Source organism: Pseudomonas sp. zfem003 (assembly GCF_032621675.1).
Taxonomy (GTDB): Bacteria; Pseudomonadota; Gammaproteobacteria; order Pseudomonadales; family Pseudomonadaceae; genus Metapseudomonas; species Metapseudomonas otitidis.
On the sequence record NZ_JAVYJG010000005.1, the window covers coordinates 130641 to 149797 of the forward strand.

19 protein-coding genes are annotated in these 19157 nt (G+C 71.0%); 10 read left to right on the plus strand and 9 right to left on the minus strand.

Annotated elements, in window-relative coordinates:
* Positions 1 to 116 precede the first annotated feature (116 nt).
* The 10 genes from RTK35_RS12175 (at position 117) to RTK35_RS12220 (ending at position 12646) form a co-directional block, all read left to right on the plus strand.
* The gene (locus tag RTK35_RS12175; protein WP_316908113.1) at positions 117 to 1442 is read left to right on the plus strand and encodes a 3-dehydroquinate synthase II; all 1326 of its coding nucleotides are present in this window, start codon (positions 117 to 119) and stop codon (positions 1440 to 1442) included.
* An 8-nt stretch (positions 1443 to 1450) separates the two neighbouring features.
* On the plus strand, positions 1451 to 2248 hold the full coding sequence (locus RTK35_RS12180) for a class I fructose-bisphosphate aldolase (protein WP_044403758.1): 798 nt from the start codon (positions 1451 to 1453) through the stop codon (positions 2246 to 2248).
* 47 nt (positions 2249 to 2295) lie between these two features.
* Entirely contained in the window at positions 2296 to 4740 is a 2445-nt protein-coding gene (locus tag RTK35_RS12185; RefSeq protein WP_316908114.1) for an AMP-binding protein, read from the plus strand.
* Between the two features lie 26 nt (positions 4741 to 4766).
* Positions 4767 to 5480, plus strand: a complete 714-nt coding sequence (locus RTK35_RS12190) for a methyltransferase (RefSeq protein ID WP_052807553.1) — start codon at positions 4767 to 4769, stop codon at positions 5478 to 5480.
* A 19-nt stretch (positions 5481 to 5499) separates the two neighbouring features.
* The gene (locus RTK35_RS12195) at positions 5500 to 7224 is read left to right on the plus strand and encodes an FAD-dependent monooxygenase (RefSeq protein ID WP_316908115.1); all 1725 of its coding nucleotides are present in this window, start codon (positions 5500 to 5502) and stop codon (positions 7222 to 7224) included.
* Between the two features lie 30 nt (positions 7225 to 7254).
* Complete coding sequence (locus tag RTK35_RS12200; protein ID WP_044403762.1) at positions 7255 to 7983, plus strand: cupin domain-containing protein; 729 nt, start codon at positions 7255 to 7257, stop codon at positions 7981 to 7983.
* A gap of 34 nt (positions 7984 to 8017) precedes the next feature.
* Complete coding sequence (locus RTK35_RS12205) at positions 8018 to 8782, plus strand: SDR family oxidoreductase (protein WP_044403764.1); 765 nt, start codon at positions 8018 to 8020, stop codon at positions 8780 to 8782.
* 69 nt (positions 8783 to 8851) lie between these two features.
* Positions 8852 to 10564 carry a GMC family oxidoreductase gene (locus RTK35_RS12210; RefSeq protein WP_316908116.1) on the plus strand — a complete coding sequence of 571 codons (1713 nt, stop codon included), beginning with the start codon at positions 8852 to 8854 and terminating at the stop codon, positions 10562 to 10564.
* A gap of 56 nt (positions 10565 to 10620) precedes the next feature.
* Entirely contained in the window at positions 10621 to 11367 is a 747-nt protein-coding gene (locus tag RTK35_RS12215) for an SDR family NAD(P)-dependent oxidoreductase (protein WP_316908117.1), read from the plus strand.
* A 28-nt stretch (positions 11368 to 11395) separates the two neighbouring features.
* Positions 11396 to 12646, plus strand: a complete 1251-nt coding sequence (locus RTK35_RS12220; protein WP_316908118.1) for an acyltransferase — start codon at positions 11396 to 11398, stop codon at positions 12644 to 12646.
* A 229-nt stretch (positions 12647 to 12875) separates the two neighbouring features.
* Here RTK35_RS12220 and RTK35_RS12225 read toward each other — a convergent pair whose 3' ends face one another.
* From RTK35_RS12225 to RTK35_RS12265, 9 genes are all read right to left on the minus strand, one after another.
* Entirely contained in the window at positions 12876 to 13229 is a 354-nt protein-coding gene (locus RTK35_RS12225) for a metal-binding protein (protein ID WP_316908119.1), read from the minus strand.
* Entirely contained in the window at positions 13219 to 13875 is a 657-nt protein-coding gene (locus RTK35_RS12230) for a 2OG-Fe(II) oxygenase (protein WP_316908120.1), read from the minus strand. Before RTK35_RS12230 ends, RTK35_RS12225 begins: the two co-directional genes overlap by 11 nt.
* Positions 13851 to 14972 carry a bifunctional DNA-binding transcriptional regulator/O6-methylguanine-DNA methyltransferase Ada gene (gene ada / locus RTK35_RS12235; RefSeq protein ID WP_044406829.1) on the minus strand — a complete coding sequence of 374 codons (1122 nt, stop codon included), beginning with the start codon at positions 14970 to 14972 and terminating at the stop codon, positions 13851 to 13853. Before ada ends, RTK35_RS12230 begins: the two co-directional genes overlap by 25 nt.
* An 82-nt stretch (positions 14973 to 15054) precedes the next feature.
* Positions 15055 to 15690 carry a DNA-3-methyladenine glycosylase family protein gene (locus RTK35_RS12240; RefSeq protein WP_279815839.1) on the minus strand — a complete coding sequence of 212 codons (636 nt, stop codon included), beginning with the start codon at positions 15688 to 15690 and terminating at the stop codon, positions 15055 to 15057.
* Between the two features lie 2 nt (positions 15691 to 15692).
* Entirely contained in the window at positions 15693 to 16244 is a 552-nt protein-coding gene (locus tag RTK35_RS12245) for a methylated-DNA--[protein]-cysteine S-methyltransferase (protein WP_172432744.1), read from the minus strand.
* Between the two features lie 44 nt (positions 16245 to 16288).
* Entirely contained in the window at positions 16289 to 16519 is a 231-nt protein-coding gene (locus tag RTK35_RS12250) for a hypothetical protein (RefSeq protein WP_316908121.1), read from the minus strand.
* Between the two features lie 30 nt (positions 16520 to 16549).
* On the minus strand, positions 16550 to 17197 hold the full coding sequence (gene alkB / locus RTK35_RS12255; protein ID WP_182851834.1) for a DNA oxidative demethylase AlkB: 648 nt from the start codon (positions 17195 to 17197) through the stop codon (positions 16550 to 16552).
* A gap of 9 nt (positions 17198 to 17206) precedes the next feature.
* Positions 17207 to 17959: a 2OG-Fe(II) oxygenase gene (locus RTK35_RS12260; protein WP_160481383.1), complete on the minus strand. Its 753-nt coding sequence runs from the start codon at positions 17957 to 17959 to the stop codon at positions 17207 to 17209.
* Positions 17956 to 18969 carry a LysR family transcriptional regulator gene (locus RTK35_RS12265; RefSeq protein WP_082078230.1) on the minus strand — a complete coding sequence of 338 codons (1014 nt, stop codon included), beginning with the start codon at positions 18967 to 18969 and terminating at the stop codon, positions 17956 to 17958. Before RTK35_RS12265 ends, RTK35_RS12260 begins: the two co-directional genes overlap by 4 nt.
* Between the last annotated feature and the right edge of the window lie 188 nt (positions 18970 to 19157).

A 19157-nucleotide genomic window follows, 5' to 3' on the forward strand; every position in this document is an offset into this window, starting at 1 on the left:
CCGACGGGATAGGGATCCCCGTAGAGGTTGCGAATGTAGAGCAGTACGCAAGCGGGTATCCGGATGCCCTCTACATGACCACGTTTCACCAAGGGCACGCAGCCAGGAGAGGGAACATGAGCAACACAAGCGCCGGGGTGAAGGGCAAGGACGTCCAGATCGCCAAGGAAGTAGCTGTCCCGCAGGACTTCGAAACGCCAGAAACCATTTCCAGGCGGAGCTCGGTCAGGCTCGCCAACATCCGCAAGGCCGGTGAATCCAAGCGCACCGCCAACGACAGCCAGCTGGTCTGGTTCGACAGCGCCCAGTTGGCCAGCAAGCGCCCCGACGACGGCATCTTCGTCCGCGTCATCAACTCGCTCTACACCGGCATCGTCCTCTATATGGACAACCTCGCCGAACTGCTCCCCGCCGTGCCGGCGCGCATGCACGTGGTGCTGCGCCTGCGCAACGCCGCCGAGCTCAAGGCTTTCCGCGAAGGCGCGGACTTCGAAGCCTTCAAGAAGGGCGCCGCCGCCCGCAACCGCTCCGTCGCCCTGAACGACGCCGAGGCCCTGGCCGAACTGGGCCAGGACGGCCTGCTCACCTGTTTCACCAGCTACGTGGACGACCGCGACAGCCTGCTCGGCGCCATCGACCAGGGGCTGCGCTTCAACTACCTGTGGATCCTCTTCCGCGACCCCACCAATATCCCCCTGGAACTGGTGATCGCCTCGCTGCAGCCCACCTCCACCGTCCTGATGAAGGAGATCAAGGCGCCCACCGACGTCGACGACGCCATCGTCTCCTACGGCGTGATGGAATACGGCGCCGAAGGGGTGATCTTCTCCCCCCGCGACCACGGCGTGATGAGCGAATTCCTCGCCCGCATGTCCCAGGCGCAGAGCTACGCCAACCTCAACATCCAGGTCGGCACCGTCATCGACAGCCGCCCCGTCGGCATGGGCTACCGTGCCTGCATCGACGCCGCCACCCTGTTCGAGCCCGACGAAGGCATGCTGGTCGGCAGCACCTCCCAGGGCGGCGTGCTCTGCTGCCCCGAGGTCTACTTCCTGCCCTACATGGAACTGCGGCCGTTCCGCGTCAACGCCGGCGCCGTGCACTCCTACGTGTTCAACACCGACAACCGCACCGACTACATGAGCGAGCTGAAGGCCGGCTCGCCGATCATGATCGTCAACTCCAAGGGCAGGGTCCGCCGCGCCGTCGTCGGCCGCATGAAGATCGAGCAGCGCCCGCTGCGCCTGATCGAAGTGGAGTTCCCCGGCAAGGAGCGGGTCAACGTCCTCATGCAGGACGACTGGCACGTGCGCATCTTCTCCGACGCCGCCAAGCCCCTGAATATTTCCGAGCTCAAGCCCGGCGACAAGGTCCTCGGCTACGTCACCGAGCCCGGGCGCCACGTCGGCATCAAGATCAACGAATCGATCATCGAGAAATAGAGGGCGCCATGAGCTACATCAGCAGAGTTCTCCGAGAACGGCGGCTGTTGTTCCCGGCCTCGCGCCGCGGCCTGATCGTCCCCATCGACCACGGCCTGACCCTCGGACCGATTGCCGGCATGACCCAGACCGCCGACTTCGAGAAGTGGATCGGCAGCGACCACATCAGCGCCATCATTGCCCACAAGGGCCTGATCGAGCGGCTCATCCTGCGGGACATGTTGCACCCGGCCACCGGCATCATCCTCCACCTCAACGGCATGGCCAGCATCGCCCCCGAGCCCGACACCAAGATCCCCGTCGCCAGCGTCGACGCCGCGTTGGAGCTGGGGGCGGACGCGGTGTCCCTGCAGGTCAACTTCACCGAGGACAACTTCCAGCACAACGTCGCCCAGCTCGGCGCCATGACCGACGCCGCCCACGCCGCCGGCCTGCCCATCCTCACCATGCTCTACGACAAGGTGCGCGGCCTCACCGCCCAGGAGCGCCAGCGGCGCCTCAGCCACCTGGTGCGGGTGGTCGCCGAACTCGGCTCCGACGCCGTCAAGCTGGCCCTGCCTGAAACCAGCGTCGAATGCACCGAACTGGTGGAGACCCACTGCCGCGACATCCGCATCTTCTTCGCCGGCGGCGAGCGCACCGAGGACGAGCGGCTGCTGGCCATGACCCGCGCCATGCTCGCCAGTGGCGCCGCCGGGCTCTGCGTCGGCCGCAACGTCTTCCAGCACCCCCGCCCCCTCGACCTGCTGCGCCGCCTGGCGGACTGCATCCGGGGCGAAACGGAATACCTCAGCCGCGCCGTGTGAATGGAACTCAATCGACGGCCGCCCCGCGGCCGTCCAGGAGAAGGTCAATGGAAAACTTCGACATGCGCGCCGACGGCCGCAACGACTACGTGCTGTCCCCCCTCTGGACGGACCTCTTCCCCGAGGGCCTGCTCGGCCAGCTCAGGGCCAACCCCTTCCTCATGGCCTGCCGCAACGGCGCGGTCAGCCTCGACCAGCTGCGCCACTTCCTCATCCAGCACCACTACTACTCCCAGTACTTCACCCGCTACCTGTGCACCCTCATGGGCAGCCTGGCCGACCAGGGCGAGTTCAAGGCCCTGTCCCACAACCTCACCGAAGAGCTCTCCGGCGGCGACAGCGTCGATATCTCCCACGCCGAGCTGTACCGCCGCTCCATGGACCTGATGGCCGCCGCCCCGCGCAGCCGCCCGCTGCTGGACGGCACCCGCCAGCTCATCGACGCCATGTTCCGCCACTGCCGCAGCAGCGACCCGCTGGACGGCCTGGCCGCACTCTGCCTCGGCGCCGAAGCCATCGTCCCGCTGATCTACGGCCCGGTGCTCGACGCCCTGCGCAGCCACAACGCCCCGGCCGAGGCCGAGCACTTCTTCGTCCTGCACATCGAAGAGGACGAGCAGCACGCCATCGTCATGCGCGACATCATCGACCGCATGCTCGGCGAGCGGCCCTACCTGCGCAGCCGGGTCATCGCCATCGGCGAAGAGATGGTCCACCTGCGCATGAACATGCTCGCCGAACTGGTCGGGCAGGGCAGCGGCACCGGCCAGGCCCAGGGCACCCTCACCAGCCCCGACGCCCTCCAGGCCCTGCGCGCCGACGCCAGCCTCGGCAGCGCCAACTTCCTCGACCGCTGCCTGGCCCTGAGCACCACCGCCGACCAGCCGTTCCTGTTCCTCGACCGGCCGCTGCACCTCCTCCAGGGCGCCCCGGTCAGCGCCCTCGGCCTCAACGACCTGCAGCGCCACCGCATGGCCCTGGCCGACTGGTACCTGCAACAGGGCGTCAAGCCCGGCGACGTGGTGGCCGTCAGCGTCGAGGACGGGCTCATGCCCATGCTCCACTACCTCGCCCTCACCAGCCTCGGCGCCGCCATCTCCCTGATGAACCCGGCCATGCCCGCCGAGTTCGGCCTCGCCTACATGGCCGAGAACGGCTTCGAGCGCCTGGTCACCGACAGCGCCACCCTGGCCACCAGCGCCTTCGTCCGCCAGTGGCGCAACCAGGCGCCCCAGGCCGTGCTCGACGTCAGCCTGTCGCGCCTCGACCCGGACCCGCAACTGCCCGCCTGGTGGCCGCTGGAGCCCGAGGACTCGACCCTGGTCATGCTCAGCCACACCTCCGGCACCACCGGCCTGCCCAAGGCCGTGCGCTTCGAGCACCGGCAGTTCTTCATGGGCAAGCGCGCCCGCATCGGCCGCTTCGCTGAAGGCCCCGACGAGCGCCTGCTGACCGCCCTGCCGCAGTCTCACTCGGCGGCCATCAGCCACCTGGAGACGGCCATTCTCCACGGCATCCCCACCTACGTGCTGGGCACCCAGGACGGCCAGGCCCTGCGCGAAGCCATCCGCTACTTCCAGCCCACCACCGTGGTCGCCTTCCCGCGCAGCTACGTGCTGCTGGTGGACGGCGGCATCCACCCCGGCGAATTCCCCGGCGTGCGCCGCTGGTTCGCCATGGGCGACGCCTCCCACCAGAGCCACGTGCGCGCCATCCTCGACGGCGCCCCGCAGTCGCGCTTCATCGACGCCTTCGGCAGCTCCGAACTGGGCATGGCCCTGTTCCGCAGCGAATCCACCCGCGAATCCCTGGCCGACCAGCGCTCCATCGGTCGCCCGGTGGACATCGCCGTGGCCAAGGTCCTCGACCCCCGCAGCGGCGAAGAGGTGAAGCCCGGCGAAGTCGGCCTGCTGGCCGTGCGCTCGCCCACCGTCACCTCCGGCTACTGGAAGCAGCCGCAGAAGACCGTCGAAGCCTGGCGCGGCGGCTACTTCCTCACCGGCGACGTCGCCTACTGCCGTGACGGCGAGTTCTTCCAGATCGACCGCGCCGTGGACGTCATCGAAGCCAGCGGCGGTGCCCTCTACACCCTGCAGCTGGAAGAGGCCGCGCAGCAGGTGGAAGGCGTCTGCGACGTCACCGTGGTCGGCGTCGACCCCGCTCATGCCGAGGGCACTCGTGTGCTCGCCATCGTCCTGCCCGAACGGCAGGCGCTGGACCAGGCCGCCACCCTGGCCGCCCGCGTCCTGCCCGCCCTGCACCAGGCCGCCGCGCGCCGGGGCGTGACCCTGGCGAACGGCGAACTGGCCGTGGCCGTGGCCAGCGACCTCGCGTTCCTCCCCGTCGGCGCCACCGGCAAGGTCCTCAAGCGCCGTCTGCGCGGCCTGGCCGAGACCCTGCTGGCCGGCGAGCACGAACAGGCCCTGCTGCACCTGCAGCGCCAGGCCGGGGAATCCGAACGCCCGCTGGCCTCCACCGGAACCGAGCGCTGAGCGCGCCCACGAACAAGGACCGAACCATGACCCAGGCCACCTTCCAACCCGATGCCCTCGCCTCGGTGCGCCAGCGGCTCGCCGCCGCCCAGGCCGACCAGCAGGACGAATACGAATGCATGGGGCGCCGCTTCGTCGTCCAGGACGGCGTATTCCCGCCCACCCACTTCCAGTCCACCGGCATCTTCACCCGCCACCTGCCCTATCCCCGGGGCGGGCGCTTCCTGGAGATCGGCTGCGGGGCCGGCGTCACCGCCGTCACCGCCGCCCTCGAAGGCTGCGCCGTGGTGGTGGCCAGCGACATCAGCGCCGATGCCGTCGCCAACACCCGCGCCAACGCCAATCGGCACGGCGTTGCCGCGCGCATGTCCATCCGCCAGGGCGACCTGTTCGACGTGCTGGAGGAGGGCGAGCGCTTCGACGTCATCTTCTGGAACTCCAACTTCGTCTTCGTCGAAGCCGACCACGTGTTCGACGCCGCCATCATGCTGGCCTTCTGCGACCCGGGGTACGCCGCGCACCGGCGCTTCCTCGACGAAGCCCCGCGCCACCTCGCCCTCGGCGGCATGCTGCTGATGGGCTTCAGCAGCCAGGGCGACGGCCAGGCCCTGGAGGCCCTGCTGCGCGAGCACGGCTACGCCTCGCGGGTGATCGCCTCGGTCAGCGGGCAGGGCGACGGCGCGCCGCGCTACGACATCCTCCAGCTCCTGCCGGGTGCCCACGCACCGGCCGGGGCCTGAGTCCACGGGAGCGATCGCCATGCACGACATCCTCAAGGCCCCGGTGGCCATCGTCGGTGGCGGCCCGGTGGGGATGATGCTCGCCCTTTTCCTGGACCGTCACGGCGTGCCGGTGGTGCTGTTCAACAGCGAGCGCACCACCCGCTGGCACCCCAAGGGCAACACCCACAACGCCCGCACCATGGAGCACTACCGGCGGCTCGGGTTGTCCGACGGCATCCGCCGGCTCGGCCTGCCCGCCGACCACCCCCGGGACGTTGCATACTTCACCCGCCTCAACGGCTGGGAGCTGGCGCGCCTGGACATGCCCGCCGAGCGCGAGCGCCTGCAGGCGGCCCGCCAGGCGCCGGACACCGACCAGGTGTCCGAGCCCCTGCTGCGGGCCAACCAGATGTACGTCGAGCGCTTCCTGCTGGACCACCTGCGCACCCGCCCCGGCATCCAGCTGCGTTTCGGCTGGCGGGTCGACGACTTCCAGCAGGACGCCGACGGCGTCAGCCTGCATGCCGTCGACAGCGCCGGGCAGGCCGCCGACGAGCACTGGCGCGCCGACTACCTGGTGGGCTGCGACGGCGGCCACAGCTTCGTCCGCCGTCGCCTGGGCATCGGCTACATCGGCCCGGACGGCAGCACCGGCGGCTTCCTCAGCGGGCGCATGTTCTCCAGCCACGTGCGCATCCCCGACCTGCACCGGCGCCTGCTGCCGGACCGCAAGGCCTGGATGTACAACGTCGTCGCCCCGGAAGGGCGGATGCTGCTGATCAGCCTGGACGGCGCCGACGAGTTCCTGCTCATGACCCAGGCCCGCAGCCACGACGAGATGCCCCAGGACGACGCGGTGATCCGCGCCATCCAGCGGGGCATCGGCGAGCCCGTCGAGGTCAGCGTGCTGGCCCATGCCGTCTGGCACGGCGGCCTGGCCCTGGTGGCCGAGCGCTTCGCCGATCGCCGGGTGCTGCTGGCCGGCGACGCCACCCACCTGTTCTCGCCCACCGGCGGCTTCGGCATGAACACCGGCATCGACGGCGCCGCCAACCTCGCCTGGAAGCTCGCCGCCGCCGTGCAGGGCTGGGCCGGCGACGGGCTCCTGGCCACCTACGAGCTGGAGCGCCGCCCGGTCACCCTGCGCAACACCCACGCCGCCCGCCGCCTTACCCAGCGCGTCGGCCAGGTGGACGTGCCCGCCGAGGTCGAGGACCCGGGGCCCGCCGGCCAGCAGGCGCGGGCGCGCCTGGGCGAGGCGCTGCAGCAGTTCCGCGGGCAGTTCGCCTCCCTCGGCGTCGAGCTGGGCGCCCGCTACGACGGCTCGCCGATCCTCTGGCCGGACGACGGCACGCCCCCCGAGGACGACCCGCTGCTCTACCGCCCCAGCACCTTGCCGGGTGGGCGCCTGCCGCACCTGTGGATCGCCGATGGCAGCACCGGCCGGTGCTCGGTGTTCGACCGGCTGGGCGTCGGCTTCACCCTCCTGCGCAACGGCCCGCAGGCCCCCGAGGCCACGCGCCTGGTGGAAGCGGCACGGGCCCGAGGCATTCCCCTGGAGGTGGTCGACCTGCCGGCCACCGCCTTCACCTTCTACGCAGTGCAGCTGCTGCTGGTCCGGCCCGACCAGCACATCGGCTGGCGCGGCGACGCCCTGCCGGAGGATGCCGGCGCGTTGCTGGACCGCCTCGTCGGGCAGGGCGTGGCGGGCATCCAGGCTCCCGGCCCGGTGCTGGGCTGCGTATTCAGTGCAGTGGGCTGATCGACAACCTGATGGCATCAAGGAGGCGACATGAGTGCATTGGCAAGTGAACGAATCCGGGAACCGGCCCTTGAGGCGAGCGGGCTGGAATCCGAGTACGCGGACGACGCCCAGGAGAACGCGGCGGCCTTCGCCCTGATCGAGGACGACCCCAACCCGCAGGTGGTCAACGGCGAGCCCGAAGGGGCCTCCATCCGCTTCGTGAAGACCGGCGAGACCACCCGTGGCCGCTACCTCATGGCCAAGGTGGAGATCCCCCCGGGCTCCGGCCCGCCGCTGCATGTGCACACCCGCACCGACGAGTGGTTCTACGCCCCCGACGGCGGCGTGGTGATGTTCATGGGCACCCGCACCTACACCGACCTGGACAACCCGCCGGACGTGTCCGGGCGCGACACCATCCGCATGATCCCGATGAAGAAGGGCGCCATGGTGTTCGGCCGGCGCAACCACATCCACGGCTTCGTCAACATCACCGACAAGACCGTGATGATGTGGCTGGTGTGGACCCCCGACACCCCCGAAGTGACCCTCAAGGACTACTTCGAATCCATCGCCCGGCCGATCCTCCCCGGCGTGCGCGGTGCCCGCAACAACCCCATCGTCCAGCTCAAGGCCGTCAGCGAAGCACGCGACTACGGAATGATGTTCAGCACTGACTTCTGGCAGTACGCCGAGACGGTGGAGGAGGGCGAGCCGCCCTTCGGCAAGAACCTGGACGGACTGATCCGGCTCTTCGAGTCCGGCAAACGGGACTGATCCCTCAACACGACATGGAAGAAAAGGTGAACGCATGAAAACTCTGGCGAACAAGACCGCGATCGTCACCGGTGCCAGCTCCGGCATCGGCTATGAAACCGCCAAGCTCTTCGCGGCCCAAGGCGCCAAGGTGGTGGCCGTGGCCCGCCGTGCCGACTGCCTGGACCGCCTGCTGGGCGAGATCCACGCCCTGGGCGGCAAGGCCCTGGCCCTGGTGGGCGACGTCAAGGAAGAAGCCTGCGCCCGCGAGGCCGTGGCCCTGGCCGTGGGCCAGTTCGGCGGCCTGGACATCGCCTTCAACAACGCCGGCAGCATGGGCGCCCTGGGCAGCGTGACCGACATCAGCCTGGAGGGCTGGCACGACACCCTCGACACCAACCTCACCAGCGCCTTCCTCAGCGCCCGCCACCAGATCCCCGAGCTGCTCAAGCGTCCCGGCAGCTCGCTGATCTTCACCTCCTCCTTCGTCGGCCACAGCGTCGGCTTCCCCGGCATGGCCGCCTACGCCGCCAGCAAGGCCGGCCTGGTGGGCCTGACCCGCACCCTGGCCGCCGAATACGGCGCCCAGGGGTTGCGGGTCAACGTGCTGCTGCCCGGCGGCACCGACACCGAGATGGGCCGCGCCGCCGCCTCCACGGCGGAGCAGAAGGCCTTCGTCGAGAGCATCCACGCCCTCAAGCGCATGGCCCGCCCGGAGGAGATCGCCCAATCGGCGCTGTACCTCGCCTCCGATGCCTCCAGCTTCGTCACCGGCACCACGCTGTTCGTGGAAGGCGGCGTGACCATCACCCGCACCTGAGGCCACTCGGCCGACCCGGGCGCCGCCACCGCAGCGCCCGTCCCCACCGCGAATGGAATCCGCATCGACATGAAGACGCACAACGACATGCCCGACCTTGCGGGCGAGGGCGAAGCGACGCCCGGTTTCGGCGCCTCCGGGCGGCGGGACTTCCTCACCCGACTGCTGGCCCTGGGAGCCGGTGCCGCCGGCATGGGGCTGCTGCCTGCCGCCGCCCTGGCCGCCGCTGAACAAGGCCGCCCCAGCCACCGCCGGGACTACGACTACATCATCGTCGGCGCCGGGTCCGCCGGTTGCCTGCTGGCCGACCGGCTCTCCGCCACCGGCGCCTCGGTGCTGCTGCTGGAGGCCGGCAGCCACCGCATCGACCAGCCCAAGGTGCGCGAAGTCGCGCTGTGGCTGCAGAACCTCGGCAGCGACACCGACTGGGCCCGCACCAGCACCCCGCAGCCGCAGCTGGACCAGCGCGCCCAGAGCCTGGCGGCCGGGCGCGTCGTCGGCGGCTCCGGCAGCATCAACGCGATGATCTGGTTGCGTGGCGACCCCCGCGACCTGCAGCGCTGGCAGCAGCTGGTCGGCGCCCCCTGGACGGTGGAGGCGTTGCACCGTGCCTACCTGGACATGGCGCAGCCCGTGGGCAGCCCCGCCGGCCAGGGCGCGCCGCGCATCCGCCTCGGGCGCTTCGCCGGGGAGCACCCGCTGACCGCCGCCTACCTGGCGGCCAGCAGCGCCACCGGGCTCGGCGTGCAGACCCTCAACGACGGGCTGCCGCTGGAAGGCGCCGGCATCACCGAGGTCAACGCCACCGCCGACGGCTACCGGGTGGGGCCGGCCCAGGCCTTCCTGGTGCCGGCGCTGGCCCGGCCCAACCTCAGCGTGCTGAGCGAGGCGCTGATCACCAACCTGATCCTCCGGGGCTCGCACTGCGAGGGCGTGCGGGTGCTGGTGGACAACCGCCTGGTGTCGATCCGCGCGCGCCGCGAAACGATCCTCTGCGCCGGCACCTGCGAGTCGCCCAAGCTGCTCATGCTCTCCGGCATCGGCCCGCAGCAGGCCCTGCGCGAGCAGGGCATCCCGGTGCGGCTGCACCTGCCGGCCGTGGGGCAGAACCTGCAGGACCACCTGCTGCTCAGCCTGCAGTACCGTTCGCGCCTGGCCATTCCCCCGCAGGTCTCCAACGGCGTGGCGACCATGAGCTACTACCACCACGGCAGTGGCCAGCAGGCGCCGGACATCCAGGTGGCCGGCATGCAGTACCCCTTCGGCCCGGTGCCCCTGCCCAGCGGCAGCTCCTACACCGTCATCCCCTTCCTGGCCAAGCCGCGCAGCCGGGGGCGGGTGCGCCTGGCCGGGACCGACCCGCGCCAGTCCCTGCTGATCGACCCCAACTACCTGGGCGAGGCCATCGACCGCGACATCATGCTCGCCGCCCTGGACCGTGGCCTGGCCCTCGGCGCCGGGGTCACCGACTACTTCGGCGGGCTCTACCCCAGCGACCCGCTGGACACCCCCGCGCAGAAGCTCGCCTTCATCGCCCGCAACGGCGGGCCCGGCCTGCACTACACCGGCACCTGCAGCGCCGGGCGCGACCCGCGCAGCAGCGTGGTGGACGGGCGCTTCCGGGTCTGGGGCGTGTCCGGCCTGCGGGTGGTGGACGCTTCGGTGATCCCCGAAATGCCGGCGGTGAACATCCACGCCTCGGTGCTCACCGTGGCGCAACTGGCGGCGCGGGTGCTGGTGGCCGAGCAGCGCCTTGGCCAGCGCCTCGCTGAAACCGCCTGAACCCTCACCCCATCCCGCGGAGCGCCGCTCCCTGAACTGAACCCAGGAGATCCACCATGCAGCATTCCCTGCTTTCCAAGACCGCCCTGGTCACCGGGGCCTCCCGTGGCATCGGCAAGGCCACCGCCCTGGCCCTGGGGGCCGCCGGCGCCCATGTGCTGGTGCATTGCAACCGGGGCGTGGAAGAGGCCCACGCCGTGGCCGCCGAGATCCGCGACCGGGGCGGCCGCGCCGACGTGCTGGTGGCGGACCTGGCCAGCGTCGACGGGCCGCGCATCCTCGCCGCCGAGGTGGGCGAGCGGGTGCGCCGGCTCGACGTGCTGGTGGCCTGCGCCGGCATCGCCCAGACGGCCCGCCTGGAGGACACCCGCGTGGAGGACTTCGACCGGCTGTTCGCGGTCAACGTGCGGGCGCCGTTCTTCCTCGTGCAGCAACTGCTGTCGCTGATGGGGGAGGGCAGCAGCGTGGTGATGGTGTCGTCCCTCGGGGCGCGCTCGGCGGTGGGCGAGATCCCCGCCTACGCCGCCACCAAGGGCGCCCTGGACACGCTGGTGCTGCACTTCGCGCAGGCCCTCGGCGGGCGCGGCATCCGCGTCAACGGCCTGGCCCCGGGGGTGGTGGACACCGAGATGTCCAGCTTCGTGCGCAGCGACGAGGGGCGGGACTTCGTGCTCGGCATCCAGGCCCTGAAGCGCGTGGCACAGCCCGAGGACATTGCCGATGTCGCGCTGTTCCTGGCCTCCGACGCCTCGCGCTGGATCACCGGCGACATCCTCAGCGTCGACGGTGGCACCAAGCTCTGACCGCCAGCCACCTCCGGGGGGTAGACCCATGAACATGAAGACCGAAGTGCCCGCCGCCGGCCTTGCCGGCGAGGGTGGCCCGTCGAGGAACCTCGAACTCGACCGGCTGCGCGCCATCGCCGTGCTGCTGACCTTCTACGTCCACCTGTACCAGGTGTTCTACCCCTGGACCTTCACCATGCATTACCCCAGGCCCGAGTCGGTGGCGGACCTGTTCGGCAATGCCTGGGGCGGGGTCGACCTGTTCTTCGTCATCTCCGGCTACATCATCTCGCGCACCCTGCTGGAGCAACTGGACGGGCTGCGCAGCGGCGTGCAGCGGGCGGCCTGCATCAAGGCGTTCTACGTGCGCCGGGTGTTCCGCATCCTGCCGGTGGCCTGGGTGGTGGTGGCGCTGGTGATGGCCTGCAGCCTGTTCCTCAACCAGGGCCAGTACTTCGCCCCGCCGGTGTACAACGCCCAGGCGGCGCTGGGCATCTTCACCTACACGTTCAACTTCTGGCTGCCGGACAACAAGATCGCCGGCGGGGTGCCGCTGGCGCCTTACTGGAGCCTGTCGGTGGAGGAGCAGTTCTACCTGTTCTACCCGCTGTTCCTGATCCTGCTGAAGAGCACCCGCGCGCGGGTGCTGGCGCTGCTGGGCACGCTGCTGCTGGTGAGCCTGGTGCTGCGGCCCTTCAGCCTGTCCGATCCGATGAAGGTGTTCTTCTTCACCCAGACCCGTTGCGACGGGCTGATCTATGGCTGCCTGCTGTACCTGGCCAGCACCCAGCCCTGGTTCGCCGCCCTGCGCGTGCGGGCCGGCCGCCATCGCTACGCCGGCGCGCTGCTGGCCACGGTGCTGGCGCTGGTGCTGGCCAGCGTCACCGCCATCGGCTTCGGCAACGTGCTGGCGGTGCCGGTGGTCTGTGCACTGTCCCTGGCGCTGGTGTTCATGGCGGCGTGCGAGGGCGGCCTGCTGGTGTTCCCGCAGCCGCTGCAGGTGCTGCTGGACTACCTGGGCAAGCGCTCCTACACCCTGTACCTGGTGCACATCCCGATGTTCTTCCTGACCCTGGAGCTGATGCACCGCTACACCCGCAGCGAAGGCATCGCCATCACCGACGCGCTCTGGCCGCAGTACACGGTGCTGATGCTGGTGCTGGTGTTCGGCGCCACCGAGCTGATCCACCGCACCGTGGAGCGACCGATGATCGCCCTGGGCAAGCGCATCGCCGAACGCAGCCGCACCGCCGAAGCCGCCACGCCCCAGGCCCTGGCACCCACCCCGACGCCCTGAGCCCCACGCGTTTGTGTAGGAGGGAGCGCTGCTCGCGAACGGCCGTCCAGGCTGCCTCCGTAGCCCGGACTTCAGTCCGGGTTCTGTGCCCGAACTCCCCGGACTGAAGCCCGGGCTACGAACGGTGGCCATTGGTGGGCTGAAGCCCACCCTACGGGGTACGCCAATCCCCTGTAGGAGCGAGCGCTGCTCGCGAACGGCCGCCCAGGCGGGCTCCGTAGCCCGGACTTCAGTCCGGGTTCTGTGCCCGAGATCCCCGGGCTGAAGCCCGGGCTACGAACTGAAGCCCACCCGACGGGGGAGGCGACAGCTCGCCGGCCTTCCACGCCCGGTACCGTTCGGGCATGCACACGGCGCAGGGCCGGTAGCCGGCGCTCAAGGCGGTGGCTTCGTCGAGGAAGAACACCCGCTGTGCCACGTAGCCGCCGCGCGCCAGGGCCTGCAGGGCGCTGCGGCAATCCAGGCGGCCGTAGAGGCGGTTGCGGCGGTGCCCGCCGAGGGTGCCGGGCACCGGGCTGAGGCAGGGGCGGCCGTCGGCGCCGATCAGGCGCCAGGCCTTGGGTTCGCCCGCTTCAGCCGTCATGACGGCCCTGGAAGCTCACTTCCAGGCCAACCCGCACGCCGCTGCGCACCCGGCCGATGCCGTGGCGCAGCTGGGCGCCATAGAGCTGCCCCTGGTTGTTGCGCACGGGGCGGCGCTGGTTGCACAGCAGCACGCCGTCGCCACGGGCCAGGGGCACCACCCAGGGGCGCGACTGCATGCGCGGCCGCTGCTCGGTGAGCACCAGCTCGCCACCGCTGAAGTCCTGCGGGTCGGAGAGCAGCACCAGCAGCCGCACCGGCAGCAGCGCCGGGTCGTCGTCGCCCGGGTGCAGGGTCATGAAGTCCTCAGGGCCGAGGCGGGTCAGGTGGGCGCAGTGCACTTGGCCGTTGGTGGCGTGCTGTTCGGGCTGGCCGAACGCCTGGCACCAGCGGTTGGCGATGGCGGCGAGCGGGGCGTGGAGGCTGTCCCAGTGGCCGTGGGGCAGGCCGGCGCGCACGCCTTCGCCCTGGCCCATGCCGAGGGTTTCCAGGCGCTCCCGCGGGCCCTGGGCCAGGCGCTCCCCCAGCCGCCGCGCGGCCTCGGGGTCGAGCAGGTCGGGCAGGGGCGCGTGGCCGTGTTCGTCCAGGGCCTGGGCGATGGCGGCCCAGTCTTCGGGCAGGTTCAGAGCGCAGGCTGTTTCAGGCATGGCGCTGTGCTCGTCGGGTGGCTGGGCTGGCTTTCACGTTGCAGCAGTTCGCGCTTGCGCTCGACGCCCCAGCGGTAGCCGGAGAGGTCGCCGTTGCGGCGCACCACGCGGTGGCAGGGGATGGCCACGGCTATGTGGTTGGCGCCACAGGCCTGGGCCACGGCCCGTACGGCCTTGGGCGCGCCGATGCGTTCGGCGATCTCGGTGTAGCTGGCGGTGGCCCCCGGCGGGATTTCCCGCAGGGCCTGCCAGACCCGTTGCTGGAAGGCAGTACCACGCACGTCCAGCGGCAGGTCGAGCCCCAGGGACGGGGCTTCGACGAAGCCCACCACCTGGGCCACCAGGCGTTCGAAGTCGGCATCGCCGCCCACCAGCTGGGCCTTGGGGAACTGGTCCTGCAGGTCGCGGACCAGGGCGTCCGGGTCGTCGCCCAGGAGGATCGCGCAGACGCCCCGCTGGCTCTGGGCAACCAGGATGGAGCCGAGGGAGCACTGGCCGACGGCGAAGTGGATGGAGGCACCGGTGCCGCCGTCGCGGTAGTCGCTGGCGCGCATGCCCAGCAACTGGTCGGCGGTTTCGTAGAAGCGGCTGTTGGAGTTGAAGCCGGCGCCGTAGATGGCGTCGGTCACCGTGGTGCCCTGTTCGCTCAGCTCCCGGCGCAGGCGCTGGGCGCGGTAGGCCGAGGCGTAGGCCTTGGGGGTGAGCCCGGTCTCGGTCTTGAACAGCCGGTGGAAGTGCGAGGGGCTCATGCCGGCGCATTCCGCCAACTGGTGCAGGTTGGGCGGCGAGTCGGCGGCCTCGATGGCGCGGCAGGCCTCGGCGATCACGGCGGTGCGGTGGGCGGCGGCAGCGGTGCGGTCGCCGGCCTGGCGGCGGCTGGCGCGGTAGCCGGCGGCTTCGGCGGCCTCGGGGGTGTCGAAGAACTCGACGTTGCGGCGATTGGGCAGGCGCGCGGAGGAGCTGGGGCGGCAGTACACGCCTGTGGTTCGCACGGCGTAGACGAACTGGCCGTCGGCGGCCGGGTCGCGTGCCTGGACGGCGGCCCAGCGCTGGTCATCCGTGAGGTAGCGCGGGGCGGTGGGAAGGGTCCTGCTCATGGCATTCATCCAAAAGGGCCTGTTGACGGTTGCAGGTTAACGGGGTTGGTGACGGTGAGAACTCCGGTTCTTGCGATCGAATTCACGCTGTGGGCGGCATCCTCCACAGGTACCAGGCGGCGACGGTGCGCCAGGGGCTCCAGGCCTGGCCGAGCTGGCGCATGCGGGCGGCGCTGGGGGCCTTGTCCAGGCCCTTGAGGCGGCGGTAGCCCTCACGCACGCCGAAGTCGTCGGCGGGGAGGATGTCGCGGCGCTCAAGGGTATAGATGAGGAACATCTCCACCGTCCAGCGCCCGACGCCATGCAGGGGCGTGAGGCGCGCCAGCAGGGCGTCGTCATCCAGGGTGAGGGCTTCGTCGCGGCCGGGTACCTGGCCGTCGACGGTGGCCTGGGCGATGCCCAGCAGGGTCTGCAGCTTGCGGGCGGAGAAGCCGCAGGCGCGCAGCCGCTCGGGTTCGGTGGCCAGCAGTTCGCTCGGGGTGGGGAAGCGCCCGCCGGGGTACAGCGCCAGCAGCCGGGCGAGGATGGCGTCGCCCGCGCGGGCATGCAGCTGCTGGTAGGCCACGGCGCGAACCAGGGCTTCGTAGGGTTCGCGCTGGGGGTGGGGCTGGTGCCGGCAGGGGCCGATGGCGTCGATGTGCCGCGCCCAGTCGGCGTCCTGAGCGGCGAGGAAGCGGCTGGCATCGGTGAAGGCCGGCGGGGTCAGCGTCAGCGCCATGCTCAGAACCCCGGCAGGCTGGCGGTACGCGGCGTGGCGGCAAGGGGCCGCAGGGCGCGCTCGTGCTCCAGCAGCCAGTGCTTGCGCTCCAGGCCCCAGGCGTAGCCGCGCAGCTCGCCGTTGCTGGCCACCACCCGGTGGCAGGGGATCAGCACGGCGATGGGGTTGGCGGCGTTGGCGGCACCCACCTCGATGGCGGCGCGTGGGTCGTTCAGCCCCAGCTGGCGGGCGACTTCGCCGTAGCTGCGGGTGCTGCCGGGCGGGATCTGCCCCAGGGCGTCCCAGACCTTGCGCTGGAAGGGCGTGCCGTCGGGCTCCAGCACCAGGCAGTCGATGGCGCCCAGGTCGCCCTGGAAGTAGCCGCGCAGGGCGTCGGCGATCCCGCGCGGGAGCGGGGTGTCCTGCAGGCGGTAGTCACCGAAGCGCTGGCGCAGGTTGCGCAGCAGCGCCAGGCGGTAGTCGCCGAAGCCGAGGGCGCGGATGCGCTGTTCGGTGTCGGTGACCACCAGCAGGGTGCCCAGCGGGGACTCGAGGGCGCTCAGCAACAGGTTCATGGGGTGGTTCTCCTTGTCATGGACGGTGTTCCTTGTGGCGGGGTTCAGCGCAGCCGGACCACGCCGTGGCGTTGCAGGAGGTAGACCTCGCCGCTGGCGAGGTGCAGTTCGGTCCGCCCCGTTTCGTGGGTGCGCCACCAGGCCTGGCGGGCATCCACCATGGCCTGGAAGGCATCCAGCACCTGGCGCTTGGCCTGTTCCGCCGCGTCGTGGGCCGCTGGCGGTTCGCCGAGGTGGGCGGCCGCTGCGGCGGTAATGTCGGTGAGGTCGGGCACGAAGGGGCTCTCGTGGCTGGCACGGCGGCGTCAGCCGGCGCGGCGGAAGGTGAAGTTCAGGCGCTGCTCGCCCAGGCTCGGGTGCGGCGGCCCTTTGAGCGGGGCCACGCCGTGAAAACGCAGGCGGTCCTGGCCACCCCACACGGCCACGTCGCCGTGGTGCAGGAGGAAGCGCCGGACCGGGTCGTTGCGGCGCTGCCCGCCGAACAGGAAGGTGGCGCTCATGCCGAGGGAGACGGACACCACGGGGGCGTCGAAGCCGCGTTCGTTGCGGTCCTGGTGCAGGCTCAGGCGGGCGCCGGGCTGGTAGCGGTTGAGCAGGCAGGCGTCGGCGTCGAAACCCGGGAAGCCGGCGGCTTCGGCCGCCTGGCGGGCCAGTTGGCGGAAGCGTTCCGGCATGGCCGGCCAGGGGGCGCCGCTGTCCGGGTCGGTGGCGCTGTAGCGGTAGCCACGGCGGTCGGTGGTCCAGCCCAGGGCGCCGCAGTTGGTCAGCGCGACGGACATGCGGAAGCCGCCGGGGGTGAGCATGTGGCGGAACGGTGCCTGGGCCTGCAGCTGGAGGATCTGCCGCAGCAGTTCGTCGGCCTGGTCCAGGGCGAAGCCGCGCAGGATCACGGCCTGCTCGGCCATGGCTTCGCGCTGGCCGCTGGCGTGGGTGGCGAAGAGGTCGGGGGTCATGGGCGCTCCTCAGGTGGCGTCATGGAAGATCAGCCCAAGGGTGTGGCGCTGGCCGCTGCGCACCAGGCTGACACCGTGGCGCATGGCGGCGCGGCGGAAGCCGCTGCGCTTGCCGGGTACGGGGCGCAGGTCCACCGGGAAGATCACCGCGTCGCCCTGGCGCAGGGGCACCACGTCGGCCCGCTGGGTGCCGGCCAGGTGCTCGGTGAGGACGAACTCGCCGCCGGTGAAGTCGCGCCCGGGCTCGGAGAGCAGGATCGCGATCTGCAGCGGGAAGTTGTGCTCGCCGTAGAGGTCCTGGTGCAGGCGGTTGTAGTCGCCCGCTCCGTAGCGCAGCAGCAGCGGGGTAGGGCGTGTCTGCCCGGCCCGGTGGCAGCGCATGAGGAAGGCATCCAGGGCCTCGGGGTAGCGCGTCTCCAGGCCGAGGCGGGCCTGCCAGCGGTTGGCGATCCGCGCCAGCGGCGGGAACAGCCGGTGGCGCAGGGTCGTGAGCAGGGCGGGCAGGGGGTAGGCGAAGTACTTGTACTCACCCTGGCCGAAGCTGTGCCGGGCCATGACGATGCGCGAGCGGAAGGTGCGTGCGTCCGGGTAGAGCGCGGCCAGGTGGGCGCAGGTGTCGGCGTCCAGCAGCTGCTCGATGCAGGCGTGGCCGTGGCGGTCCAGCTGCGCTTCCAGTTGGGGCCAGTCCAGGGCATCGAGCCGGTCGAGGAGGGCGGTGGGGGTGAGGTCCGGCGCCGCCGGGCACGAGAGCACGGCACTCATGATACGGACAGGCTGCCGTGGGCCTGGGGCAGGCCCATGGGGCGCAGGCGGGTGAGCGGTGCCAGGGGCCGCAGGCTGTCGAACAGGCCTTGGGGGCTGGGCTCTTCGGTGCGCCGGCAGGTCTGCGCGACCCGTTCGAGGAAGCGCGAGAGGTGGGCGCTGGGTTCGCCTGCCGGGCGCAGCAGGTAGGTGGTGAGTTCGGAGTCGGGCAGCGACAGGGCGCGGGTGACGATCTCGCTGCCGGCCAGGTCGCTGCGCTCGGTGCCGCTCACCAGGGCGACGCCATAGCCGGCGGCGACCAGGGCCTGCATGGTCTCGCGGGAGATGTACTGCTCGGCGATGTCGAGGCGGGCGGCTTCGTCTTCGCTGAGGTGGGCCCGGAGCAGCCGGCTGATCTGCTGGAACTGCCCTTCGTGGACTTCGCTGTGGCTGAGGATGAGCGGGTGGCGGACCAGCTCCTGCAGCGGGATGCGCCGGTGCGAGAGCAGCGGGTGGCGGGCCGGCAGGGCGGCGACCAGCGGGTCGCTCCAGACGGGCTGGGCCTGCAGGCCGCTGCCGGCGGCGTCGATGCGGGCGAAGCCGAGGTCGTAGTGGTGTTCCAGCAGGCCTTTCACCTGCTGGGCGTAGCTGACTTCGAACAGGCGGATGCCCAGTTCCGGCTCCTCCTGCCGGCAGCGGGCGAGCAGGTCGGCCAGGCGATTCGGGGCGATGCCGTCGGACACGGCGATGCGCAGGGTGCCGCGAAAGCCCAGGGCGACGCCGCGCATGTCCATGCGGGCCTGTTCGAGGGCGGCGAAGATGCGCTTGGCGTTATCGAGGAACACGCTGCCGGCCCAGGTGAGCTGCACGCCCCGGGGGTTGCGCTCGAACAGCTGGATGCCGAGCTCGGACTCCAGTTCCTTGATGGCCCGGGACAGCGGGGATTGCTCGATGTGGAGGCGGGCGGCGGCGCGGGTGAAGTTCAGTTCCTCGGCCACGGCGAGAAAATAGCGAAGATGACGTAGCTCCATGTGTGTTTCGTCTCCTGTCTGTCATCGACTCTGCGTTCTTCAGGGCTGGGTGCGGGGCGTTCTCCCGGGTTACTGCGAATGAGGGGGCACGCCGGGCCAGGCCATGCCTGGGCCCCGGGTGGCCGTTGCGCGGGGCGCACGGGCCGACGCGCCCACTATCGGGGGACAGTGGGGCGTTGGCACTCCGT

Excerpts from the sequence above, each read along its gene's own strand:
- RTK35_RS12175 (WP_316908113.1), top strand. The coding sequence starts at position 117 with ATGAGCAACACAAGCGCCGGGGTGAAGGGCAAGGACGTCCAGATCGCC.
- RTK35_RS12180 (WP_044403758.1), top strand. The coding sequence starts at position 1,451 with ATGAGCTACATCAGCAGAGTTCTCCGAGAACGGCGGCTGTTGTTCCCG.
- RTK35_RS12185 (WP_316908114.1), top strand. The coding sequence starts at position 2,296 with ATGGAAAACTTCGACATGCGCGCCGACGGCCGCAACGACTACGTGCTG.
- RTK35_RS12190 (WP_052807553.1), top strand. The coding sequence starts at position 4,767 with ATGACCCAGGCCACCTTCCAACCCGATGCCCTCGCCTCGGTGCGCCAG.
- RTK35_RS12195 (WP_316908115.1), top strand. The coding sequence starts at position 5,500 with ATGCACGACATCCTCAAGGCCCCGGTGGCCATCGTCGGTGGCGGCCCG.
- RTK35_RS12200 (WP_044403762.1), top strand. The coding sequence starts at position 7,255 with ATGAGTGCATTGGCAAGTGAACGAATCCGGGAACCGGCCCTTGAGGCG.
- RTK35_RS12205 (WP_044403764.1), top strand. The coding sequence starts at position 8,018 with ATGAAAACTCTGGCGAACAAGACCGCGATCGTCACCGGTGCCAGCTCC.
- RTK35_RS12210 (WP_316908116.1), top strand. The coding sequence starts at position 8,852 with ATGAAGACGCACAACGACATGCCCGACCTTGCGGGCGAGGGCGAAGCG.
- RTK35_RS12215 (WP_316908117.1), top strand. The coding sequence starts at position 10,621 with ATGCAGCATTCCCTGCTTTCCAAGACCGCCCTGGTCACCGGGGCCTCC.
- RTK35_RS12220 (WP_316908118.1), top strand. The coding sequence starts at position 11,396 with ATGAACATGAAGACCGAAGTGCCCGCCGCCGGCCTTGCCGGCGAGGGT.
- RTK35_RS12225 (WP_316908119.1), bottom strand. The coding sequence starts at position 13,229 with ATGACGGCTGAAGCGGGCGAACCCAAGGCCTGGCGCCTGATCGGCGCC.
- RTK35_RS12230 (WP_316908120.1), bottom strand. The coding sequence starts at position 13,875 with ATGCCTGAAACAGCCTGCGCTCTGAACCTGCCCGAAGACTGGGCCGCC.
- ada (WP_044406829.1), bottom strand. The coding sequence starts at position 14,972 with ATGAGCAGGACCCTTCCCACCGCCCCGCGCTACCTCACGGATGACCAG.
- RTK35_RS12240 (WP_279815839.1), bottom strand. The coding sequence starts at position 15,690 with ATGGCGCTGACGCTGACCCCGCCGGCCTTCACCGATGCCAGCCGCTTC.
- RTK35_RS12245 (WP_172432744.1), bottom strand. The coding sequence starts at position 16,244 with ATGAACCTGTTGCTGAGCGCCCTCGAGTCCCCGCTGGGCACCCTGCTG.
- alkB (WP_182851834.1), bottom strand. The coding sequence starts at position 17,197 with ATGACCCCCGACCTCTTCGCCACCCACGCCAGCGGCCAGCGCGAAGCC.
- RTK35_RS12260 (WP_160481383.1), bottom strand. The coding sequence starts at position 17,959 with ATGAGTGCCGTGCTCTCGTGCCCGGCGGCGCCGGACCTCACCCCCACC.
- RTK35_RS12265 (WP_082078230.1), bottom strand. The coding sequence starts at position 18,969 with ATGGAGCTACGTCATCTTCGCTATTTTCTCGCCGTGGCCGAGGAACTG.